General features: G+C 56.3%; 19 protein-coding genes and 1 pseudogene. 12 read left to right on the forward strand and 8 right to left on the reverse strand.

The features are described 5' to 3' along the window. Window positions 1-36: 36 nt before the first annotated feature. Window positions 37-714: a protein-L-isoaspartate O-methyltransferase gene (locus CAP48_RS05060; protein ID WP_100694937.1), complete on the reverse strand. Its 678-nt coding sequence runs from the start codon at window positions 712-714 to the stop codon at window positions 37-39. A 76-nt stretch (window positions 715-790) separates the two neighbouring features. Then, entirely contained in the window at window positions 791-1,603 is an 813-nt protein-coding gene (gene thiD, locus CAP48_RS05065; RefSeq protein WP_100694938.1) for a bifunctional hydroxymethylpyrimidine kinase/phosphomethylpyrimidine kinase, read from the reverse strand. A 124-nt stretch (window positions 1,604-1,727) separates the two neighbouring features. On the opposite strand from thiD, the gene ppk2 reads away from it, so the two are divergent. After that, window positions 1,728-2,921, forward strand: coding sequence for a polyphosphate kinase 2 (gene ppk2, locus CAP48_RS05070; RefSeq protein WP_100694939.1), 1,194 nt, complete (start codon window positions 1,728-1,730; stop codon window positions 2,919-2,921). A 168-nt stretch (window positions 2,922-3,089) separates the two neighbouring features. On the opposite strand, the gene CAP48_RS05075 is transcribed toward ppk2, so the two are convergent. Beyond that, the gene (locus CAP48_RS05075) at window positions 3,090-3,533 is read right to left on the reverse strand and encodes a MarR family winged helix-turn-helix transcriptional regulator (RefSeq protein WP_100694940.1); all 444 of its coding nucleotides are present in this window, start codon (window positions 3,531-3,533) and stop codon (window positions 3,090-3,092) included. A 321-nt stretch (window positions 3,534-3,854) separates the two neighbouring features. On the opposite strand from CAP48_RS05075, the gene CAP48_RS05080 reads away from it, so the two are divergent. Continuing rightward, window positions 3,855-4,391: a VOC family protein gene (locus CAP48_RS05080; protein ID WP_100694941.1), complete on the forward strand. Its 537-nt coding sequence runs from the start codon at window positions 3,855-3,857 to the stop codon at window positions 4,389-4,391. Between the two features lie 219 nt (window positions 4,392-4,610). Here the strand turns inward: CAP48_RS05080 and CAP48_RS05085 are convergent, their stop codons facing one another. Together CAP48_RS05085 and CAP48_RS20415 are read right to left on the reverse strand one after the other, a co-directional pair. Then, window positions 4,611-5,108: a C40 family peptidase gene (locus CAP48_RS05085; protein WP_100694942.1), complete on the reverse strand. Its 498-nt coding sequence runs from the start codon at window positions 5,106-5,108 to the stop codon at window positions 4,611-4,613. Between the two features lie 126 nt (window positions 5,109-5,234). Beyond that, window positions 5,235-5,414: pseudogene (locus CAP48_RS20415) on the reverse strand (oxidoreductase); the annotation flags it as partial. 221 nt (window positions 5,415-5,635) lie between these two features. On the opposite strand from CAP48_RS20415, the gene CAP48_RS05095 reads away from it, so the two are divergent. From CAP48_RS05095 to CAP48_RS05130, 8 genes are all read left to right on the forward strand, one after another. Continuing rightward, window positions 5,636-6,505, forward strand: coding sequence for a MurR/RpiR family transcriptional regulator (locus CAP48_RS05095; RefSeq protein WP_100694943.1), 870 nt, complete (start codon window positions 5,636-5,638; stop codon window positions 6,503-6,505). After that, on the forward strand, window positions 6,502-7,473 hold the full coding sequence (locus CAP48_RS05100) for an isoaspartyl peptidase/L-asparaginase family protein (protein WP_100694944.1): 972 nt from the start codon (window positions 6,502-6,504) through the stop codon (window positions 7,471-7,473). Before CAP48_RS05095 ends, CAP48_RS05100 begins: the two co-directional genes overlap by 4 nt. 122 nt (window positions 7,474-7,595) lie before the next feature. Next, window positions 7,596-9,434: a dipeptide ABC transporter ATP-binding protein gene (locus tag CAP48_RS05105; RefSeq protein ID WP_369806341.1), complete on the forward strand. Its 1,839-nt coding sequence runs from the start codon at window positions 7,596-7,598 to the stop codon at window positions 9,432-9,434. Between the two features lie 63 nt (window positions 9,435-9,497). Continuing rightward, window positions 9,498-11,048 (forward strand): glutathione ABC transporter substrate-binding protein GsiB, encoded by a 1,551-nt coding sequence (gsiB, locus tag CAP48_RS05110; RefSeq protein ID WP_100694945.1) that lies wholly within the window; start codon window positions 9,498-9,500, stop codon window positions 11,046-11,048. A gap of 77 nt (window positions 11,049-11,125) precedes the next feature. Beyond that, the gene (gene gsiC, locus CAP48_RS05115) at window positions 11,126-12,046 is read left to right on the forward strand and encodes a glutathione ABC transporter permease GsiC (protein WP_100694946.1); all 921 of its coding nucleotides are present in this window, start codon (window positions 11,126-11,128) and stop codon (window positions 12,044-12,046) included. Window positions 12,047-12,056: 10 nt separating this feature from the next. Then, a complete protein-coding gene (gene gsiD / locus CAP48_RS05120; RefSeq protein ID WP_100694947.1) occupies window positions 12,057-12,959 on the forward strand; it encodes a glutathione ABC transporter permease GsiD in 903 nt (300 codons plus the stop codon). A gap of 48 nt (window positions 12,960-13,007) precedes the next feature. Continuing rightward, on the forward strand, window positions 13,008-14,111 hold the full coding sequence (locus tag CAP48_RS05125) for a P1 family peptidase (protein ID WP_100694948.1): 1,104 nt from the start codon (window positions 13,008-13,010) through the stop codon (window positions 14,109-14,111). Window positions 14,112-14,294: 183 nt separating this feature from the next. After that, complete coding sequence (locus tag CAP48_RS05130; RefSeq protein WP_100694949.1) at window positions 14,295-15,119, forward strand: M55 family metallopeptidase; 825 nt, start codon at window positions 14,295-14,297, stop codon at window positions 15,117-15,119. Between the two features lie 35 nt (window positions 15,120-15,154). Here CAP48_RS05130 and CAP48_RS05135 read toward each other — a convergent pair whose 3' ends face one another. Together CAP48_RS05135 and CAP48_RS05140 are read right to left on the reverse strand one after the other, a co-directional pair. Next, window positions 15,155-15,799 carry a VOC family protein gene (locus CAP48_RS05135; RefSeq protein ID WP_100694950.1) on the reverse strand — a complete coding sequence of 215 codons (645 nt, stop codon included), beginning with the start codon at window positions 15,797-15,799 and terminating at the stop codon, window positions 15,155-15,157. Continuing rightward, complete coding sequence (locus CAP48_RS05140) at window positions 15,796-16,614, reverse strand: aspartate/glutamate racemase family protein (RefSeq protein WP_100696617.1); 819 nt, start codon at window positions 16,612-16,614, stop codon at window positions 15,796-15,798. The genes CAP48_RS05135 and CAP48_RS05140 overlap by 4 nt, the downstream gene beginning before the upstream one ends. Window positions 16,615-16,858: 244 nt before the next feature. Between CAP48_RS05140 and gorA the strand changes: the two genes are divergently transcribed. Then, a complete protein-coding gene (gorA, locus tag CAP48_RS05145; RefSeq protein ID WP_100694951.1) occupies window positions 16,859-18,208 on the forward strand; it encodes a glutathione-disulfide reductase in 1,350 nt (449 codons plus the stop codon). 167 nt (window positions 18,209-18,375) lie between these two features. Here gorA and CAP48_RS05150 read toward each other — a convergent pair whose 3' ends face one another. Continuing rightward, window positions 18,376-19,623: an FAD-binding oxidoreductase gene (locus tag CAP48_RS05150; RefSeq protein ID WP_100696619.1), complete on the reverse strand. Its 1,248-nt coding sequence runs from the start codon at window positions 19,621-19,623 to the stop codon at window positions 18,376-18,378. A gap of 132 nt (window positions 19,624-19,755) precedes the next feature. On the opposite strand from CAP48_RS05150, the gene CAP48_RS05155 reads away from it, so the two are divergent. Beyond that, window positions 19,756-20,727 (forward strand): threo-3-hydroxy-L-aspartate ammonia-lyase, encoded by a 972-nt coding sequence (locus CAP48_RS05155; protein ID WP_100694952.1) that lies wholly within the window; start codon window positions 19,756-19,758, stop codon window positions 20,725-20,727. Window positions 20,728-20,737 lie beyond the last annotated feature (10 nt).

Raw genomic sequence — 20,737 nt, forward strand, 5'->3', positions numbered from 1 at the left:
CTGCCTTCGCCGGGCAAAGGTGGCGATACAAAGGGATCAGAACTTGAAATGGGAAACGGTGGTCCCGCGCAATGGCTTGGCGTACGTGTCAAACAGCGATTCGGTTTCGAATGCCGCTGCGCTGACACGGGTAATGCGCAATGCTGTCATGACCGGCGCCTGACCTACGATGGCCACCAGGCGACCGCCGATGGTCAATTGGTATTTCAGTGAATCAGGAATGTTCGGAATGGATCCGGTCAGCAGGATGGCGCTGTATTCGCCGGTTCCCCAGCCGGCGCGTCCGTCGCCGATTTCAACTTTAACATTGGCGATTTGCTCGCGCTCCAGGTTGGCCTTGCCAAAAGCTGCAATATGGCGATCAATTTCCACACTGACGACGGTGCTGCACAAGCGACTGACAATGGCGGCCTGGTAACCCGAGCCGGTGCCGATTTCCAGTACACCGTCTGTCGGCGTCAGTCGCAGCTCCTGAGCCAGCCGTGCCTCGATTTTTGGCGCCAGCATGGCTTCACAGCTATTGATGCCCTCGACTTCCAGCGGAATTTCGATATCGGAATAAGCCATATTCTGATAGCGGATGGGCACAAATCGTTCACGAGGGATAGCAGACAAAGCGTCCAGTACGTCCTGGTCCAGCACGTGCCAGGGACGGATCTGCTGTTCGATCATGTTGAAACGGCTTTGTTCGGCAAGAGAAGTCAGAGCATTCATAGGAAGAGTATCAAACGTGGTCCTGAGATTGGAGTTCATCGCTCATTTTACCCGCAACTGGCGCGTAGCTCAGGATTCATGACCATAAGGCATGAAAATGATGGACCGGACCATGCCCGTGGCCAACGTTCAGTTCGCCTGATCGGGCAATCGCAGTCTCCAGGTACGTCTTGGCCAGTTTTGCCGCCTGCGGCACATCGCCGGTGCCGGGAATCAGCGCGCAAAGCGCGGCAGACAGGGTGCAGCCGGTGCCATGCGTGTTGGGCGTCTCTGTGCGCCTGCCAGGCAGCTCGATCATGCGATCGCCATCGGTCAGCAGATCGATGGTGTCACTGCCCGGCAGATGGCCCCCCTTGAGCAGAACCCACACGGTACGGTGATGATCCATCAGCTTGCGCAGGCGCTCGGCCACACGATACATTTGTTTGATGGAATCGGCTTCGGTCTGCCCAAGCAGTACGCCCGCCTCAGGCAGGTTGGGGGTGATGACGGTTGCCAGCGGAATGAGCGCTTCGCGCAGGACCGAAATGGCCGGCTTGTCCAGGAGCGTATCACCGCTTTTGGCAACCATTACCGGATCCAGTACAATGTGGTCGGGCATCCAGTAAGCGAGCCGCTCTGCCACCATGCGCGTGACAGGGGCCTGGCCCAGCATGCCGATTTTCACAGAGTCAATATGAACGTCGGCAAACAAGGTGTCGATCTGCTGGCCAACGAAGTCGGGAGTCACCGCCTGTACGCCAGTGACTCCCTTGGTGCTTTGGGCGGTCAGCGCGGCCACCACGGCGCAGGCGTACGTGCCTAGTGCACTCATGGTTTTTACGTCGGCAACAATGCCGGCGCCGCCGGACGGATCAACGCCGGCAATGGTCAAAGTATTAAAAATCATACGGCCTCTCTGTCGCGCAGTATTGTTGTCATACGCATATGATAATGTCTTCGCCTGAATTAATGTTAATGAATGGATGAAGGCGCGATCTTACAATGCGCTTTTATTCATATGAGGACGTCAAATGGCTACCCGAAAATCTACCGATAAATCGAGCCGTCAGGGCAGCAAACCCAAAGACCATGCTACGGGACCTCTCACGCGCGAGGCCGCACAAGGCGATATCCAGTCAGGGGCAACGCCAAAGCAGACTCGCGACAATACCGTCACTGACAAGCAGCGCTCGCGCGTCGATGCAAAAGCGGCTGCGTTTGCATCCGATCTGGTCGGTACCGACAAGGCCGCCCGCAATGAACGCGCCCGCCTGTTGCTCGAGAGTGTATCGGCAGATGATCGTCGTGAACTGTTGCGCGTGCTGCGAGAAGAAAAAATTCGCGCCGACAACAACAGGCCACCGTCCGATGACCCGGACCATTTGCTTCAGGATAACTGGAAGGAGGATGGTCGCTATCCCTACAAATACCTGATGTCACGTCGCAATTACGAGTTCCAGAAATATGACCTGCAGGTCGAATTACTTAAACTGCAATCCTGGATTAAAGAGACCGGGCAGCGCGTTGTCATTGTGTTCGAAGGTCGCGACGCAGCCGGCAAGGGCGGCACCATCAAGCGCTTCATGGAACATTTGAATCCGCGAACAGCCCGTGTGGTGGCCCTGCAGAAGCCGACGGAACGCGAACTGGGTCAGTGGTATTTCCAGCGTTATGTCGAGCATCTGCCTACCAGCGGCGAAATAGTGCTGTTTGATCGCTCCTGGTATAACCGGGCTGGGGTAGAGCGGGTCATGGGCTTTTGTACCGATGCCCAATACATGGAGTTCATGCGCCAGGCGCCGGAATTCGAACGCAATCTGGTCCGCAGCGGCATTATCCTGATCAAGTTCTGGTTCTCTGTCAGCCAGGAGGAACAGAAACGCCGCTTCAAGGAGCGTCGCCACCATCCCCTGAAACAGTGGAAGCTGTCGCCCGTGGACATGGCCTCGCTGGACAAATGGGATGATTACACGCGCGCCAAGGAAGCCATGTTTTTCCATACAGACACAAGCGATGCACCATGGATCGTGGTCAAATCCAACTGCAAAAAGCGCGCCAGGCTCAATGCCATGCGTTATGTCCTGCAACAGTTTGACTACACCAATAAAGACAAGGCGCAAATTGGCAAAATTGACCCGCTGATCGTGGGCCGATCCAACGTGGTCTATGAGCAGGGAGAGCACGTACTGGGAAGCCAAACGGGGCCCAGGCAGGAAAGTCGCTAGCAGTAGCATTCTCTGCTTGTTCTGATGAGAACGCCTAGCGGTTCTGAGCTGTCCATTTGCCGACAGCCCACGGATTCAGACTTGGTCTAATTCTGGCGAAGGGCTAAGGGCTCCGCCTTACTGAATATCGCTTCGCCTAGTGTTGCGGTCTGTTGGACAGGGTTCCCTCTAGCCGCGTGCCACCAATTGCTGGCTGCGGCTTAGGATGAGATCCAGATAGCGTTGTAGCGCCTCGCGTTCCGTGGATGTCAAATCCTGCAACAGATAATCGTTGCGCGCCAGCATAAGCGGAGATACTTCCTTGTAGGCAGCCTGGCCGGCTGGCGTCACCACGAGAATCTGCTGCCGCTTGTCTCCCATGTCGGCCTTGCGGGAAAGAAACCCTTTTTTTTCCAGTCGCGCAATGGCCCGGCTGACCTGCATTTTATCCAGCGTCGTGTGCTGCGCGATATCGGTGGCACGCATATGCCTGTCCTGATTGACAGCAACCAGTACGCGCCAGTCGTCGCGCGATATGCCAAGACGAGTTTCATAGACAGTGGCAACCGAATGACTGACCACGTCGGCCAACTGCGAAAATTGGTACGGTAAAAAGGCATGCAAATCGATCATGAAAAACTCATATCACTCTTAATTAATAACACAGGATACTATTTTCCTGGGTATGGTGCCATTATTCGTCTTGCAAATTATCCTAATAGATCGGGCATATAACAGCACGACTTATGAACACGCGTATTGACGGGCACAAGAAATTACGATTTAATAGTAACGTTTGTTACTAATTAGCACGTGCGTGGCTTTCGTGTTTCCGATCTGCCGCGAAATGAGAACCGTAAGACAAAAAGCCCCGCGCTGCGCCGGGGAGGCCTTGTTGCCTGAGCACGCGCAGGTAAAACATTTGAATCAGCATATCAGACAAAGAGGGTAGACATGGACATTCAAAAAATTCATCACGTAGCCTATCGTTGCAAAGACGCCAAAGAGACTGTGCTCTGGTACAAGGAAAATCTGGGCATGGATTTCGTGCTGGCCATTGCCGAGGATCGCGTGCCCTCCACCAAAGCCAATGATCCCTACATGCATGTGTTTATCGACGCCGGTCATGGCAACATTCTGGCATTTTTTGAGTTGCCTAATTCACCCGAAATGGGCGTTGATCCCAATACGCCCGACTGGGTCCAGCATATCGCTTTCGAAGTGCCCAGCGTACAGGTGCTGGAGCAGACCAAGCAGGCCCTGCAGACCAAAGGCATTGATGTGGTGGGAATCACCAATCATGTGTTATTCAAATCTATTTATTTCCGGGATCCGAACGGACATCGGGTTGAATTGGCCGCGCCAACGGCAACGCCGGAGATGAATCAGAAGCTGGATGCGGTCAAGTGGGAAATGCTGGAAGAGTGGAGCAAGACCAAGCGGGCACCCAACCACGCCGCGTGGCTGCACGAAGCAGAGTTTCAAGCGTGATAGCACCATAGGCGCGCGGCGGGGCAGAACGTTGATGCATGCCATTGCGGTTTATGGCGCGTTATTTCTAAGACGCACAATTTATATGGCATGGCGCGTTAAATATTGACGCGGGTTATTGAAACACCATGCGCGCTCGCCGGCAGGGCCTGGGTAGCCGGGCGTAACGTTGCGGTCAATGACGCGTTAATTATATGGTGGGCTATTCATTGGCCTGCGTTATTGAAATGCCGTGCGCGCGTCAAGAAAGCGTTCTGCAAAGTAGCGGCTGTCCAGCGAGTCAACGCGTACCTGGCCATTGTTACGGCTGGACGGCGCATGGACAAATTCGTTATTGCCAATGTAGATCCCCATATGGGAATAGGGTTTGGACGTATCGAAAAAGACGAAATCGCCTTCTTTCAGATCGGACCGGGAAATAGGCTTGGACAGCTTGGCAATCATGGCCGTGTTATGCGGAAAACGAAAGCCTGTCGATTCCTGGAAGACATAGCGCACGAACCCGCTGCAATCCATGCCATCCGGGGTGGTGCCGCCGTAGCGGTAGGGGGTACCGGTCAGTGTCAGGGCGCGTTCAAGCACCGGATCGCGATAGGCTGTCTCAAGTGCAGGTCTGGAATAGGAAGCGGGAACGTCTGCCACTGGCTCGCGACTGGCGCAGCCGGCAAGCAGGCCGGCAACGATAACGGTAGCGATGGGAAGCGGAAAACGGAACATGACCAATCCTGATGCGTAATCTTGGAAATTCCAGTATCGCAACTTCCTGGCTGCGGCAAAAGGGGGCAAGCGTGAATTTCTCAAAAATTATCGAATAATTCACTTAAAAACAACAACTTAATCGCATTAATTCAGGTTGTTTGTGAAGAGCGTTTTCAGCCGAGACGGCTGGCTGCGCCAGAACTGAGGCGAAATCTCAATGCGCGCGCCCAGCCCGGGTGCGGCGTGCCAAGGCCAGCGGGCATCATAAAGCATGCCGCGCGCCACGCCCACCAGATCCGCCTGCCCGGTTGCCACCACAGACTCGGGCCAGTTGCGTTTCGGTGATCAGGGCCGACACCAATCGCCCGTCCTGCGCTAGGGCTTACGATGGCAGGGGCTGCAAGAGCAGTAAAAAGTCAAAAAAAATGGTATAAAGCAACATCTTTGTAATTTTATTTTCAGAAAAGCGGTGAATAGTAAATTTATTTACATCGCTGGAGAGCGCCTTCGGCCATTCTCCGAAACCGTATCACACTTCATTGCCCATGATTGAAACCGAATTTACGCGGGCGCTGGCCAAACGACTGCCAGAGTTGACTAAGCCCCAGCGGCGGCTTGGCGCCTATGTGCTCGAACATCCGTTCAAAGTCGCCATCATGTCGATTGACGAATTTGCACAGGCAGCGGGTGTTTCCAGCGCCAGTGCCAATCGCTTTGCGCGGGCGCTGGGTTACCCGGGTTATGCGCAGTTTCGGCAAAACATTATCAAAGGCTTCGAAGGCGTACTGGAATCGGTCAATCGACTGAAAAAAGAACAATCGTATCCGGCCAGCAATCAGGAAATCATGTCTAACGTACTTGTGGAGGGTCAGCGTAATCTGGAGAAAACCCGCCTTAACCTGAACGCCGAGACCTGTGACAAGGCGGTCGATATGATTCTGGCCGCCCGGCGCATTTTTATACTGGGCCTTGGGACCAGTGGCTATTTGGCCGGATTGCTGGAACGACGCCTGTTTGCGCACAATGACATGGTGGTCAGCCTTGCCGGTCCCGGCGGCTCAACCTACGCCGCCCGTCGATTGGCGCTGGTTGATGAGCAGGACTTGGTGATTGCGTTAACGTTCCCCCGGTATCTGGCCGATACGGTCAGGATCGTGCAAAAAGCCCATTCGCGTGGCGCCAGCGTGCTCGGTCTGACGGATAAGGCGACCTCTCCTGTTGTGCCGCACTGCGATTGCATTTTGTATATTTCCAGTGACAGCATTTACGATACCAATAGCGACCCAGTGGCACTGGCCCTGATTGATGCGTTGATGGCCGCGCTGGACTATCGATCACCCTTTTCAGTTGAAATTGCCACTGAAGTGGCAGAAACCATTACCCCCTGGCTCATTCACGGAGAAACATCGGCATGACAACTGCCATTATCGCCATTCACGGCGGGGCCGGCGCCCTGTCTCGCGAAACCATCACGCCGCAACAGCAGGCCGCCTACGAAGGCGCCTTGAACGATATCCTGGTCCAGAGCAGTGCCGTACTCGCGCAGGGTGGCTCGGCACTGGATGCCGTGACGCTGGCGGTGCGCATGCTGGAGGACTGTCCCCTGTTTAATGCCGGACATGGCTCGGTATTTACCAGTGCGGCCACGCATGAAATGGACGCTGCCATCATGGATGGCGCCACGCTGGGCTGCGGCTCGGTGGCATCGGTCTCTACGGTGCGCAATCCGGTGCTGGCAGCAAGAGCGGTAATGGAAACCAGCGATCACGTTTTCTTTTGCGGCAAACCGGCAGAAGCGCTTGCCGAGGCGGCGGGTCTGGAAATGGTCGAACCGGACTACTTCAGCACGCCCCTGCGCCGCGAACAGCTTGATCGTGTTCGCGCCACCGGCACCGGTGGCTTTGTCCTGGATCACGACGCGGTGGAAAAAGTGCAGCGCGACAATGCCGCACCGCTGGATGAAGACAAAAAAATGGGCACGGTTGGAGCAGTCGCGCTGGACCAGGCTGGCAACCTGGCTGCAGCGACATCGACCGGCGGTATGACCAACAAACAGCCTGGCCGGGTTGGCGATTCGCCCATCATCGGCGCCGGCTGCTACGCCAGCAATCACAGTTGCGCAGTGTCCAGCACCGGTACCGGCGAAATGTTTATTCGCAGTGTCGCGGCGTATGACGTGGCTGCACAAATGCAATACGCCGGTCGCACGCTGGTGCAGGCGGCCGACAATGTCGTGTTCGACAAACTGCCGGCTATCGGCGGCGTGGGCGGCCTGATTGCTGTTGACGCCACGGGTAATGTGGCGTTGCCATTTAACTCAGAAGGCATGTATCGGGGCTACTTGCGGATCGGGCAAGATCCGGTAGTGGAAATTTATCGCTGACTCGATACCTGAGCGGCGCTGTAGGCGGTACGGAGAAACAGCAAGTGAATACAAATGTGATTAATACAAACACCGACAAGCCAGCGGCAAACAATACTGAAGCGCTCGCGCCGGACCACGTTCTGGACGTACGCAATCTGAGTGTCAGTTTTGTTGGTTCTGAAAGAACGGTGCAGGCGGTTCAGGATTTGTCCTTTACCGTTGGACGCGGCGAAACGCTAGCCATCGTCGGCGAATCCGGCTCCGGTAAATCGGTGACCTCGCTCTCGCTTATGCGCCTGGTCGAGCATGGTGGCGGTCGCATCACCAGTGGTCAAATGCTGTTCCGTCGGCGCCAGGGGCAGGTTGTGGACCTGACCGGCCTGTCCGGTGCGCAATTGCGCGCCATTCGCGGGGCCGATATGGCCATGATTTTTCAGGAACCGATGACGTCGCTCAATCCGGTATTCTCGGTCGGCGACCAGATCGCTGAATCGATTCGCCTGCACCAGGGACTGAGCAATCAGCAGGCCATGGCGCAAGCCTTGCGCATGCTCGATCAGGTGCGCATTCCCGAAGCCCGTGCCGTGCTGTCACGGTTCCCTCATCAACTGTCCGGCGGCATGCGTCAGCGTGTCATGATTGCCATGGCACTGGCCTGTAAGCCGGCTCTACTGATTGCCGACGAACCCACGACTGCGCTGGATGTGACCATTCAGGCGCAGATCCTGCAATTGATCCGGGAACTGCAGAAAGAAATGAACATGGGCGTGATCTTTATCACGCACGATATGGGCGTGGTGGCCGAAGTGGCCGATCGCGTTCTTGTCATGTTCAAGGGAAACAAGGTCGAACAGAACAGCGCCCAGGCCATTTTCCATAATCCGCAACATGCCTATACGAAGGCGTTGCTGTCGGCCGTGCCGCGGCTGGGGTCAATGAATGGCACGTCATTACCGGCCCATTTTGACTTGCTGTCCCTCCAACAGGCGGGTGCTGATGAAACGGTGACCCCGCACGAGCCGGTGGTGCTGGAGCCCGATCGCCAGGCCGGTCCGATCCTGCAAGTCAAGGACCTGGTCACGCGGTTCGATGTGACCAGCGGCATTTTCAATCGCGTTGCCAAGCGCGTGCATGCCGTTGAAAAAGTCAGTTTCGATCTATATCCGGCTGAAACCCTGGCCCTTGTCGGAGAGTCCGGTTGCGGCAAATCCACGACGGGCCGCTCGCTGCTGCGCCTGATCCAGGCGCACTCGGGACAGATTCTGTTCCAGGGACGCGATATCAGCAAGCTCAGTACGCAAGATATGCAGGCAGTGCGGCGCGATATTCAGTTTATTTTCCAGGACCCGTACGCCTCGCTGGATCCGCGCCAGACCGTCGGCTACTCCATCATGGAACCTTTGCTGATCCATCGCGTGGCCAGTGGCCGCGACGCGTTGGCGCGCGTCGAATGGCTGCTGGAAAAAGTCGGCCTGCCGCCAGCCATGGCACAGCGCTACCCGCATGAGTTTTCCGGTGGTCAGCGTCAGCGGATTTGCATTGCCCGGGCACTGGCGCTCAACCCCAAGGTGGTCATCGCAGATGAGTCTGTCTCGGCGCTCGATGTATCGATTCAGGCGCAAATTGTGAATCTGTTGATGGATCTGCAAAAAGAATTTGGTATTTCATTTCTGTTTATTTCACATGACATGGCAGTGGTTGAGCGGATCAGCCATCGAGTGGCAGTCATGTATTTGGGGCAGATTGTCGAGCTGGGATCGCGTCGTGAAATATTCGAAAACCCCCAGCATCCTTACACACAAAAACTCATGGCAGCGGTTCCCATTGCCGATCCGCAGCGCCGGCACAGGCTTGCTACGTTAATGGCAGGCGATATTCCCAGTCCGGTGCGCGCAATTGGCGATGAGCCGCAGGTATTGCCGCTGGAGCAGGTGGGTACGGACCATTTTGTTGCGCGTCACTCGGTCGGTATCTACTGATTTTTATGCCGTTCTGTCTGAACGGCGTTTAACCTCTTTTTATCCTTAGCAGGGAGATTTTTCATGAAGTCTTTTTATCTTCGCAAAGCAGTGCTGGTCCCGGCCATGATGGCGTGCCTGGCCTTTTCCCACACCGCGCTGGCAGCCAAAGATGTCACGGTAGCGGTCCCTTATGGTTTTGATTCCCTTGATCCCTATAACACCAATTCGACACAGTCGCAGGCGGTGGGCAAGGGCTGGTACGAAGGGCTGTTCATGTTCGATCTTGATTTCAAGATCCACCCGCTGCTGGCTACCGGTTATGAGGTCAGTGAAGATGGCCTGACCTATACATTCAAGCTGCGTGAGGGCGTTAAATTTCATGATGGCACCGACTTTAATGCCGAAGCGGTCAAAGTCAATTTCGAGCGAGTCATGGATCGCAGTAATGCGCTGGGACGCTACAACCAGTTCAAGGACATTGCGAAGGTCGATGTGATCGATCCGACCACCGTTAAAGTTATCCTCAAAGCACCGTTCTCCGCCTTCATTAACAATCTGGCTCACCCCTCAGCCATGATGATTTCGCCTGCGGCCCTGGAGAAATACGGCAAAGATATCAATCTGCACCCGACGGGTACGGGACAATATACGTTCGTTGAATGGAATCCGGGTCAGAATGTGAAGATGAAAAAATTCGACGGTTACTGGAACAAGGAACAGCTGGCCAAGGTCGATACTATCAATTTCCGTGTGGTGACCGATAACAATACGCGCGCTGCGGTCATGCAGACTGGCGAGGCGCAGTTTACCTATCCGATTCCGTATGAACAGACATCGATCCTGAAGAAAAATGACAAGCTTGATTTGCTTGCCGAGCCGTCCATTATTGCGCGCTATATCGCCATGAATAATCAGGTCAAGCCTTTCGACAATCCGAAAGTGCGCGAAGCCATGAACTATGCGATCAATAAAGAAGCCCTGAACAAGGTTGTATTTAACGGATACGCACGTGTTGCCGAAGGTGTGGTTCCAGACAAGGTCGAATTTGCGCAAAAAATGAAACCCTGGCCCTATGACCCGAAAAAGGCCCGCGAACTGTTGGCTGAAGCCGGTTACCCACAAGGATTTGAGACCACGCTGTGGAGCGCTTACAACGATGGAACTTCTGTCAAGGCGATCCAGTTTATTCAGCAACAATTGCGCCAGGTCGGTGTAAAAGTATCGGTCGAGGCTCTGGAAGCCGGCCAGCGCGTACAACGGGTTGAATCGGTGCAAAAACCGGAAGACGCCAAGGTGCGTATGTATTACATTGGCTGGTCAGCCTCTACCGGCGAGGCCAACTGGGCATTGAGCCCGTTGCTGGCAGGCGATTCATGGCCGCCTACCTTCGCCAACTTCTCTTATTATAAAAACGAGCAAGTTGACAAGGATCTGTCCGACGCCTTGAAAACGACCGACAAAGCCCAGAAAGCCGAGTTCTATAAAGATGCGCAGGAACAGATTTACAAGGATGCGCCCTGGGTATTCCTGAATACGGCCGATACCGTAGCGGCACGCAGCAAAAAGCTTGACGGTTTTCATGTCATGCCCGATGCTTCTTACTACTTCAGGGATGTCAGTCTGAAGGACTGATCCGGCCTGCTTCGCAGTTTAATTGCAATTGAAATAGCCGCGACACTTCAGGGTGTCGCGGCCCAATGGATTCAAAAATGCTTTCCTATCTGGTTAAACGGATTTTCGGAATGATACCGACGCTGATGCTGGTCTGCGTGGTGGTGTTCCTGTTCGTACATATGCTGCCCGGCGATCCGGCCAGGCTTGCTGCAGGGCCCGAGGCAGATGCCGAGACGGTGCAGAACATCCGCGAGCAACTGGGGCTGGATTTGCCTCTGCCGCAACAGTTCGGTCATTATCTTCTTAACCTGAGCCAGGGTGACCTGGGAACATCATTACGCACCAAGCGGCCGGTTTTGACGGAAATTGCCGCGCGCTTTTCGCCCACGCTGCTGCTGACCATCGCCAGCATGGTCTGGTCTGTGATTTTCGGTCTGGTGATCGGCGTGGTGTCTGCCGTGTGGCGCAACCGCTGGCCCGATCGGCTGTTTATGACATTGGCGGTTTCAGGCATTTCCTTCCCGCCATTTGCTTTGGGAATGATCCTGATCCAGATTTTTGCTGTCCAGTTGGGTTGGCTGCCTTCGGTGGGCGCGACCAGCTGGCAGCATTATATTTTGCCGTCCTTTACCCTGGGGGCGGCCGTAGCAGCCATTATGGCGCGCTTTACCCGAGCCTCGTTCGTCGAGGTGATTCAGGAAGACTTCGTGCGTACGGCGCGAGCTAAAGGTTTGTCTGAAAAAATCGTCATCGTCAAACATACGCTGCGCAACGCATTGATTCCCGTGATTACGATGATGGGCCTGCAGTTCGGCTTTCTGCTGGGGGGCTCAATCGTGGTGGAAACCGTCTTTGGCTGGCCCGGGATGGGCACGCTGCTGGTTGATGCCGTCTCGGCACGGGACTATCCGATTATTCAGGGTCTGGTTCTGCTGTTCTCCTTTGAATTCATTTTGATTAATCTGATTGTTGACGTGCTGTATGGCGTGATCAATCCGACTATCCGTTACAAATAACGGGACAGACATGACGCAAGTAACTTCTTCTCCGATAGAATCGCTGCCGCCACAAAGGGAACGCATCCGCACCCCGATGACGGAATTTATCCGCAAGTTTCGCAAGCAGCACCTGGCTGTGGTCGCGGCATGCTTCATTATTGCGCTTGTCATTGTTGCCTGCCTGGCGCCATGGCTCGTGCCTTTTGATCCAGAGAACTATTTTGACTACGATCGTATTAACCAGCCGCCGTCATTTCTGCACTGGCTGGGTGTCGATTCGCTGGGTCGCGATATTTTCAGCCGGATTGTGATGGGCACACGTATCTCGCTTGCTGCGGGCTTTATTTCAGTGGCACTGGGCGCCATTATCGGCACGGTGCTGGGCCTGCTTGCCGGCTACTACGAGGGCTGGTGGGAACGGTTCGTCATGCGGATTTCAGATGTATTGCTGGCTTTCCCTGGCATTTTGCTTGCCATCGGCGTGATCGCAGTGCTCGGTCCCAGTATGGTCAATGTCGTTATTGCCGTTGCGGTATTCAGTATTCCGGCATTTGCACGGCTGGTACGGGGCAATACCTTGTCGCTGAAAAACATGACATACATCGAGGCGGTGCGAAGCATCGGCGCCTCTGATTTTACGATTATTTTCAAACATATTCTGCCGGGTACGATATCGCCTATCCTGGTATACGGCACTATGCGTATCGGGACATCCATTATTACGGCGGCATCGTTGTCGTTTATCGGGCTGGGCGCACAACCGCCGACGCCGGAATGGGGCGCAATGCTTAACGAGGCGCGCTCAGATATGGTGCTGGCCCCGCATGTGGCCATTTTCCCGTCATTGGCCATCTTCCTGACCGTGCTGGCATTCAATCTGCTTGGCGATGGCTTGCGGGACGCACTGGATCCGAAGATCGACCGGCAATAACTTCGTGGTGTCCGCAGCCAGGCTGCCGACACTGCCAAACGAGTGTATATGACTGATTTTGATAATCAATTGGCGACCGTGACAGCGCCAGTGGTGGGCATCTTGCCTGCCGGGCCGCACAATCGCATCACCGATGTGCCCGGTGTAAAAGTGGGACACGTCACATTGGCTCGTGGTGCGATCCAGACTGGCGTCACCGTTATCTATCCGCACGCGGATGATTTGTTCCTCAACAAGGTGGCGGCCGGCGCGTCGGTCATCAACGGCTTTGGCAAAAGCACGGGATTGCTGCAGTTGCAGGAACTGGGTGTCATTGAAACGCCGTTGGCGCTAACCAATACTTTTTCCGTACCGATAGTGGCGCAGGCCCAGATACGCCAGGCGATTGCGGCCAACCCGAAAATCGGACGCGAATGGCCGACGGTCAATCCGCTCGTGCTGGAGTGCAATGACGGGTATCTAAATGACATTCAGGCCATGGCCGTGGCGGAAACGGACTACTTGAACGCTTGCGCTAACGCCGCTGTGTCATTGGAGCAAGGCGCCGTGGGCGCAGGGCGGGGCATGAGCAGCTTTGGACTGAAGGGCGGCATCGGCACGGCTTCGAGGATTGCACAACAGGAAGGATCGCTGGCAGCCAGTGCGCCGGACTATATCGTGGGCGCGCTTGTGCTGTCCAATTTTGGCAAGCTGCGCCAGTTGCGCGTCAATGGCAGCATGCTGGGCCTGGATATCAAGAGGCGCATGGCGCTGCGCGCGGCAACGCGTCAGCCAACGCCAGGCATACCCGAAGATTCGCCTGATAAGGGGTCGATCATCATTGTGCTGGCTACCGATGCCCCACTTGACGCCCGGCAATTGCGGCGCTTAAGCCTGCGTGCGGCGGCCGGCCTGGCACGTACGGGTTCTAGCTTCGGACATGGCAGTGGTGATATTGCAATTGCATTTGCACCCGTCATGCGAACCGGCGAGCAATTGCATGCCGTTGGGGCACAGCCTGCGCCCCTGCATGAAGTACAACTGGATCCATTATTTGATGCTGCTGCCGAAGCCACCGAGCAGGCAATCATCAATTCGCTGTGGTCTGCCTCGGCGGTAACAGGACGTGATGGAAACACACGATTGTCAATCACGGACTGGCTGCACGACTGAAGCGCGATAATGGCCGCCAAGATGGGCGTTGCACTCTGCATTGTGCGGCGCCCGTACGATGATATAAGCAGGAAAGTCGGTAAAGCCAATAATGGGCAGCAGAATCACAAACTTGCAGGACTACAGGATCACAAGATCTAAAGATCACAGAATCACAGAATCACAGAATCACGGGATAAATCAATGAAGGTACTGGTATCAACAGACATAGAAGGCGTTGCGGGCGTCGTGGACGCGCAGCAGGTTCGCGCCGGTAATGTGGAGTATGAACGTGCACGACAGTGGATGACGGCAGAGGCCAACGCGGCCATTGCCGGCGCCTTCGATGGCGGCGCCACGGCGGTGTATGTCAATGATTCGCATGGTGCCTTCCGTAATATGGTCGCTTCTGATATTGACGAGCGCGCCATCTTAATCAGCGGCAAGCCGCGCGTATACAGCATGATGACCGGTCTGGAATTCGGCGTGGGCGGTGTGGCACTCATCGGGCATCATTCACGGGCTCAGGGCCGTGGTGTACTGGCCCACACCATTAACAGCTTCGCTTTTGCCCGGGTCATGATCAACGATATGGAGTTGGGCGAACCCGGGCTTTATGGTGCGCTTGCCGGCGAGCTCGGCGTGCCCGTCATTTTCGGCAGTGGCGACCAATTTCTCATCCAGGAGAACCGGGATCTTTTTGATACTGCCGGATGGGTCGAAACCAAACAGGCCATGGGACACGGCAGCGCGGCAACGCTGACGCCGCAAGCCGCTTGTGCGCGCATACGTGAGGGTATGTGCAAGGCTGTCCAGGCGAGCCTGAACCAGCCAATGAAACCTTTTGTGATTAGCGCGCCTTATGAATGCCGGCTGCAAACCAACTCTGCGGCGCTGGCCGATGCATTCTGTCTGCTGCCCGGTACGGTCCGTATTGATGGCGTCACGCTCTCGTTTACGGCAGATAGTATTGAGCATGTTATTCGCACTTTGAACGTGTTTTCCACCATGTCGGTTGCGCTGCGCTAGTTCCATTGTCCATCGCGTGCGAGCGCCGCAGCGGTTCAACCCAGCGCGCGGATACCCGCAGCAGTCCGGATGATCGCGCGCAGGGCGGGCTTGCTGTCCGAGCTTGATGGAAAGACCGATACCGGCGCCTTCAGTTGCAGGCTAGCCAGCAGTGCTTGCACTGTCTTTGGCTCGGGGTGATAGATATGAAGCGCTTCCAGCGACAAGCCGTGATCGGGCATGGATAATACGGGCAACCGGGGCGTCTGCCACTCAATAAGCGCCGGCGCCATACCATCCAGGGGCGATATGCCGGTTTCAGGAATCGTAATCAGCCAGTCCAGGTTTGCGCGCTGCATGGGCGTGACGGGGCCCAACGGCTGGGTGCTGGCGGCTGCATGGGTTCGGATATTGGTAGTGCGCACGACCCAGGCCGACAGCGAGGCCGTGCTGTCCGGCGTCATGGTATCCAGTCCAAACCAGCGTGGCCGCTGCGGCGCGGGCGCGTTCGGGTCAATGGCGATCACTTCCAGATAACAGTCGGGGCCGCAGCGCAACAGACGATTATGTGTGCCCATTTTTGCGTGTTCTCCGCCAGGCAGGGGTTCGACGCCCAGACAGGAGCGCACATAAGCGGCGCCTGCATCCAGGTCGGCAGCGGTCACGACAATGTGATCGATCGTGGTCTGTGGCGCCGTCATGATACCTCCGGTTTTTTGGCTCCGGCTTGCAGGCCGGTTGTGTCGTCGCTTGTGCCGCTACGGTGCGAAAACGTATCGAGTACCGCGAGCGCCAGCGCATCGATCGAGTCCGAAATTACGACTGGAAATGCGTCCCGGCGCGACGGCGGGATGGCCAGCGGCAATTCGGTGCAGCCCAGGATCACCGCCCGCGCGCCCATATCGACAAGGCGCGTGACGGCCCTGGCCGCCGGTGCAAAGGCCTGTTCATTTTGGTTGCATTTGACCGCGGCAATGGCCTGCACGGACCAATCACGAATGCTATTGTCGTTACCCGTCATGGGTTCATATCCCGCAGCGATCAGGGCATCCTGGTAAAGCCGCAGCTGCATGGTAGCGGGTGTGCCCATGATGCCCACCGGTCCATCACAAATGCCATTGCGCCGCAGGTCCTGGATCACCGACTCGACAATATGCAGGACCGGTACCTGTACACTGTCGCGCAGCTGTTCAAACCACAGATGCGCGGTATTGCAGGGAATGGCAATGCATTGGGCGCCCCAGCGCTGCAGGTCCTGCATGCCCTGGCGCATGGCAGGCAACGGACTTGGCCCACCTTCCAGTTGCGCCGCCGTGCGATCAGGAACGCGCGGATCATTGCGCAGCAATACCGGAATATGGGCCTGATCAGCCGTAACCGGGGTCAATTGCACCAGCCTGGCGGCAAAGGTGGCCCCGGCAAGCGGTCCCATGCCGCCGAGTACGCCAAGTACGGGCCAGACAGGGGGTGCTGCGGACAGCGCTGAAGAAAAGGAGGTCGTGTGAGGCAGTGACATGAACATGGTTCTCCGTAAGGCATGATTATACTGCCTGCCGCGGTCGGCAATACATTACCTCCAGGGTTTTGCGCGTCTTGCCGCAGCGCTGGGGTTACAATCAGTCGGGGCTGAAGCGATGTTGCTGCCGGCGGTGATTACGTATGGGCATTGCAGCATCGCCCGATAGCATGCGCGTAATCCGCTACGGGTTGCGGTCGCAGAATCGCCCGACAATATTGCGCATTTTGAACTTGGAGTCAGTATGGACAGTTTCGACTATGATTTTTTTGTAATCGGCGGCGGCAGCGGCGGCGTACGCGCTTCGCGCATGGCCGCACAAACCGGCGCCCGGGTGGCGGTGGCAGAAGGCTCGGATCTGGGCGGCACTTGCGTCAATGTCGGTTGTATTCCAAAAAAACTCTACAGTTATGCTGCCCATTACCATGAGGCGTTTGAAGAGGCGCGCGGATTCGGCTGGCGCGTCGGCGAGACCTCGCTGGACTGGTCAGTGCTGAAAACCAACCGGGCAAAGGAAATTTCCCGCCTTAACGGCATCTATCAGTCGCTGATTACCAACGCAGGGGCCACGCTGCTGTCTGGCTGGGCGTCCCTGGCGGGACCCAATACAGTTCGCATGGACGACGGCAAGACGTACACGGCCAGGCATATTCTGATTGCAACCGGTGGCTGGCCCGTCGTGCCCGATTTTCCGGGCCGCGAACATGTGATTACTTCAAATGAAATTTTCGATGTCCCGCAATTTCCGCAGCGGCTGGTCGTGGTTGGAGCCGGGTATATTGCATGTGAATTTGCGTCTATTTTCAATGGGCTGGGTGCCCAGGTACATATCGTGATTCGCCGCGACCGCATCCTGCGCGGCTTTGATGAAGAAATATGCGCATTCACTGCCCAAGAGATGGAAAAGGCTGGCGTCAATTTTCACTTTGAAACCAAGGTGGATGCCATAGAGAAAAATGACGACGGTACCTTGTCGGTGCGGTTGAATGATGGCACGACCATGCAGGCCGACCAGGTGCTTTATGCGACTGGGCGCGCGCCCAATGTGCAGAGACTGAACCTGGAGGCTGCTGGTGTGCAGGTGAACCATAATGGCGCCATTCAGATCGATGAAAATTATCGTACTTCAGCGTCATCCATTTATGCGCTGGGGGATGTGACTGACAGAATCCAGCTGACGCCGGTTGCGCTGGGAGAGGCAATGGTGCTGGTGGATCATTTGTTCGGGAAGGGTCAGCGCCGAATGAGTTATGAATTTATTCCAACTGCAATTTTTACCCATCCCAATGTGGGTACGGTCGGATATAGCGAAGATGAGGCGCGCCAGATGTATGGCGAGGTCACGATTTATCGGTCGGAATTTCGCCCGCTCAAGCACACGCTCAGTGGCAGTACCGCCAGGATGATGATGAAGCTCATTGTTGATAATAAATCCGATCGCGTCGTGGGCCTGCATATGGCAGGCGACGATGCCGGAGAAATCGTGCAGGGATTTGCCGTTGCGGTCCGTATGGGCGCGACCAAGGCAGATTTTGATGCCACCATCGGCATTCACCCGACTGCGGCCGAGGAATTTGTCACCATGCGTGGCTAATAACGCAAACGTCAGGCGCATAGCGAAGGCGAGTTCCGCCGGGGCGGCTGGTCGCGCCGCCGCTTCTATTTTGAACGTTCACCTTGTCGTTGCCCGGCGCCCGCCGCGGCCCGAGAGCGACGGGCTTTTGTGCCTGCGTTGCGACATCGGGCGACGTGCCTGCTGGTTTAACCGAAACGACTCAGCGCAAATGGCGCCAGTTCTGTTGCACTTGTCTGGCCTGCCATCGCGCGGGCTAGCAGCGTGCCCGTGTTGACAGAGCCGGTCAGTCCCAGATGCCCGTGTCCAAAACCGGTCCATAATCCCGGCATACCGGCGACGGGACCGATGACGGGTAACGAGTCGGGCATGCAAGGCCGATGCCCCATCCACGTGGTAAAGCCGCTGGTATCCAGATTGTCCAGGCCGGCCAGTGCATGTGTTTTGAGCAGCAGGGCCCGTTGCGTATTCATGGGCTTGCGCGTGCCGCCAAATTCGACGGTGCCGGCTACCCGCAACTGACCCTGCATCGGATTCATGAAAACTTTCCGGTCTGCCAGTACCACAACGCGCGACAGATTAACGCCCGGGTTGGGCGCCTGCAGGTGATAGCCACGCTGGCTTTCCAGCGGAACTCGCAGGTTCAGTGTTGCCAGCAGGTCGCCAGAGCCCATGCCCGCGCATACCACCACATGATCGGCCTGCCAGGATTGTTCATGGCCGTGTACATGCCAATTGTCATTGTCACGACGCAGTCCGCTGATTCCTGCAGTGACGAATGTCACGCCAAGTTCGGTATTGGCTGTGACCAGTGCTTGTGAATACTGAAACGGGTCGCTGACCCAGCCGTCATTGGGCAGAAACCAGCCGCTGCAATAGCGGCCACTGATTGCCGGCTCTAATTCGGCAATTGCCGAGCGGCCCATCGAGTGCATCTCCAGACCGAACTCGGCCCGAAGCTGCCACGATGCCTTGTCCTTGTCACGCTCATTGTCATTCGGATATAAATGCAATTGCCCGGTGCTCTTGATCAGGTGGGCGCAGCCGATCTGCCGGGCCAGCTCCTGATGGTTGCGTACTGAACCGGTGAGCAACTGGTGCAGCGCGACGGCGATCTGCTGAACGCGTTGCGGCCTGGATGCAGCAATGAAGCGCAGAAACCACGGCATGGCCGACAACAGATAGCCTGGTGGAACATGCAGCGCACTCGTGCTGTCAAGTAACATGGACGCCGCCTGCCGCAAGACGCCAGGCATGGCCAGTGGCGCTATCGAGCCTTCAGACAGTGCGCCGGCATTGCCGAAAGAGCATTGCGATCCCGGGTTCTGTGCGTCAAAAATCGTGACCTGCCAGCCCGCCTTGGCAAGGGAATGTGCTGTACACAAGCCGACAATACCGGCGCCGATAATTGCAACTGAGTTATTTTTCCTGGACATGGATGATTCTCGATATGGCTTGTTGATAGGCTGCATTGTACTGGCTCAAACCCGGGTAGAATATGCTGATTGATATAAACCGATAGGAACACCACCCATTGCCCGGCAGACCCATGATGAAACAGGAGTAATATGCAGACTTTGCCCACTTATGACGACGTAGTTGCCGCAGCAGAAAGAATCAAGGGCTACGCGCATCGTACGCCGGTGCTGCGTTCCAGGACCATAGATGCGCAGCTGGGCGCCAGCCTGTATTTCAAGTGTGAAAACCTTCAGCGCATAGGCGCATTCAAGTTCCGTGGCGCCTTCAACGCGATCGCGGCACTGGACAGTGCACACCGGCGCGCTGGTGTGATCGCGTTTTCTTCGGGCAACCACGCACAAGGGGTGGCGCTGGCCGCCTCACTGCTCAAGGTCAAGGCCACGATCGTGATGCCGCTGGATGCGCCGGCCGCCAAGCTGGCAGCCACGCGCAGCTATGGCGCACAGATCGTGCAATATGATCGCTACACGGAAGATCGCGCCGCCATCACTAAGGCATTGGCCCAGGAACACGGCTATACTCTTATCCCGCCCTACGATCACCCCGATGTCATCGCCGGGCAGGGTACGGCCACCATGGAGTTGATGCAAGAGACGGGCCCACTGGACCTGCTCTTTGTCTGTCTGGGCGGTGGCGGATTACTGTCGGGCTCGGCCCTCGCAGCACGAGCCCTTGCTCCGCAATGCCGGATCTATGGTGTAGAGCCCGAGGCCGGCAACGACGGACAGCTGTCCCTGCGCGCCGGGCATATCGTACATATCGATATGCCCAAGACAATAGCCGATGGTGCGCAGACACAGTTTTTGGGTAACTACACTTTTCCTATCATTGCCCGCGAGGTTGCCGATATTTTGACTGTCACCGACCAGCAATTGGTCCAGGCCATGCGCTTTTATGCCGAGCGCATGAAAATACTGGTGGAGCCTACGGGGTGCCTGTCGCTGGCCGGCGCCAGCAGTGTCAAAGACCTGTTGCAAGGTAAGCGTGTCGGCATCATTATCAGCGGCGGTAATGTTGATCTGGCCAATTTTTGCGCTTTGCTGGGTGCCGATACTCAGTGACCAAATCAGC

The sequence above is a fragment of the Advenella sp. S44 genome (assembly GCF_002810445.1).
Classification (GTDB): domain Bacteria; phylum Pseudomonadota; class Gammaproteobacteria; order Burkholderiales; family Burkholderiaceae_B; genus Advenella.